Annotated in this window: 3 protein-coding genes; 1 reads left to right on the forward strand and 2 read right to left on the reverse strand. The window is 69.6% G+C overall.

Annotated elements, in window-relative coordinates; all coding sequences use genetic code 11:
• Positions 1–872, forward strand: an 872-nt coding sequence (locus tag ENN83_RS09075) for a phosphate ABC transporter substrate-binding/OmpA family protein (RefSeq protein WP_287186123.1), incomplete at its 5' end; no start/stop codon positions are given.
• Between the two features lie 2 nt (positions 873–874).
• On the opposite strand, the gene radC is transcribed toward ENN83_RS09075, so the two are convergent.
• The gene (radC, locus tag ENN83_RS09080) at positions 875–1642 is read right to left on the reverse strand and encodes a RadC family protein (protein WP_253087583.1); all 768 of its coding nucleotides are present in this window, start codon (positions 1640–1642) and stop codon (positions 875–877) included.
• A gap of 61 nt (positions 1643–1703) precedes the next feature.
• A partial coding sequence (locus ENN83_RS09085) for a DnaJ C-terminal domain-containing protein (RefSeq protein ID WP_287186124.1) occupies positions 1704–2129 on the reverse strand: 426 nt, incomplete at its 5' end.

Below are 2129 nucleotides of genomic sequence, written 5' to 3' on the forward strand. Positions count from 1 at the left end.
CCGACGCGCCGCTGACGGTGCATCTGCTCGACCGGCAGGACGGGTTGCAGCAGGCCATCGCCCTGCGGCTGCTCGACGGCGCATCACCCACACCCGCCGCCCGCCGCCATCCCGGGGCCGCCGCGCTGTCGGCCGCGGTTGCCGCCGATCCGCTGGGCGTCGGACTGACCCGCCTCTCGGCGCTGGGCGACGCGCAGCAGGTGCCGCTGACCGGCGGCTGCGGCCCGCGCCTGGTTGCAAACCGACAATCGGTCAAGACCGAGGATTACCCCCTCGTCGCGCCGCTGTTCCTCTATGCTCCCGCGCGCAGGCAACAGCTCTTCGTGCGCGAGTTCCTCGACTGGCTCGACACGCCCCCCGCGCAGCTGGTGATCCGGCGCGCGGGTTTCGTCGACCAGCTGCGCGACACCATCCCCTTCGGCCGCCAGGGCGACCGGCTGGGCCTGGCCATCGCCCGGGCCGGACCCGAGGTGCCGCTGTCCGAATTGCAGCGCCTTGTCGCGGCGCTGGCGGGGGCGCAACGCCTGACCACCACCTTTCGCTTCCGCGAGGGCGGCTCGGCGGAGCTCGACGCGCAATCCTTCGGCAATATCGGCGCGCTGGCCCGCGCGCTGGAGGCCGGGGTCTTCGACGGGCACACCCTGATCTTCGCAGGATTCACCGATGGCGACGGACCGGCCGAGGCCAATCTTGGCATCGCGCGGCTCCGGGCCGAGGCGGTGCATGACGCAGTGCGGGCGGTGGCGACCGCGGCCGACCTGTCGCGCGTGGCGCTCAGGGTCGAGGCGTTCGGCGAAGCCCTGCCCATCGCCTGCGACAACAGCGCCTGGGGCGGATTCATCAACCGCCGGGTCGAGGTCTGGCTGCGCTGAGCCTAGATATAACCCTCTGCGCGCAGGCTGATCTCGCGCGCCTTGCCGACGATGATGTGATCGTGCAGCACGATCCCCAGCGCGGTGCAGCCCGCCGCGATCTGCCCGGTCATCGCGATGTCCGACTCCGACGGCGTCGGGTCGCCCGAGGGGTGATTATGCACCAGGATCAGCGCCGAGGCGTTCAGCTCCAGCGCCCGCTTGACGACCTCGCGGGGATAGACCGGCACATGATCGACCGTGCCGCGCGCCTGTTCCTCGTCGGCGATCAGGATGTTCTTGCGGTCCAGGAACAGCACGCGGAACTGTTCGGTCTGGCGATGCGCCATCGAGGTGCGGCAATAATCCAGCAGGACATCCCAGCTTGAAATCACCTGCCGGTGCATGATCCGGGCGCGCGCCAGCCGATGCGCCGCCGCCTCGACCAGCTTCAGTTCGACCAGCACCGCCTCGCCCACGCCGATCACCTCGCGCAGCCGGGCGGTGGGCGCCGACAACACGCCGTTGAAATCGCCGAACCGCTCCAGCAACGCGCGGGCCAGCGGCTTGACGTCCTGGCGCGGGATGGCGCGGAACAGCAGCATCTCCAGCAATTCGTAATCCGGCATCGCATCCGCACCCCCCTCCATGAAGCGGGTGCGCAACCGCTGGCGGTGATCGCGCAGGTAGGAGGGTGGCCGGTCGGCCTGCGACAGCGGCACCGGCCGCGCCTCGGCAAAGAGCGGCAGCGGCGGCTCCGAGAAGCTGTTGGGATCACGCGGGCGAGTCATGCCCCGAGCCTAGGGAAATCATGCTGAACGAAGGATTAACGCCGCAGAAGAATCCGCGGCCTCAGCCCTTCATCCCGTCCCAGAAGCTCTTGACCTTGCGAAAGAAGGACGACCCCTCGGGGTTGTTCTCCTCGCTCAACTCCTCGAACTCGCGCAGCAATTCCTTTTGCCTTGTGGTCAGGTTGACCGGCGTCTCGACCGCAAGCTCGATCAGCAGATCGCCCTGCCCGCCGCCGCGCAGTCCCGGCATCCCCTTGCCGCGCAGGCGCATCTGCTTGCCCGACTGGCTGCCCTCGGGCACCTTCACGCGCGAACGCCCGCCGTCGATCGTGGGCACCTCGATCTCGCCGCCCAGGGCTGCCGTCGCCATCGAGACCGGCACCCGGCAGAACAGCGTCATGCCGTCACGCTCGAACAGCGGGTGATCGGCCACCTCGATGAAGATGTACAGATCCCCCGGCGGCCCGCCGCGCAATCCCGCCTCGCC

Source organism: Rhodovulum sp. (assembly GCF_011048875.1).
Taxonomy (GTDB): Bacteria; Pseudomonadota; Alphaproteobacteria; order Rhodobacterales; family Rhodobacteraceae; genus Rhodovulum; species Rhodovulum tesquicola.

What these genes read in the sequence shown, in the direction of transcription:
- radC (WP_253087583.1), bottom strand. Translation starts at nt 1,642, where the DNA reads ATGACTCGCCCGCGTGATCCCAACAGCTTCTCGGAGCCGCCGCTGCCG.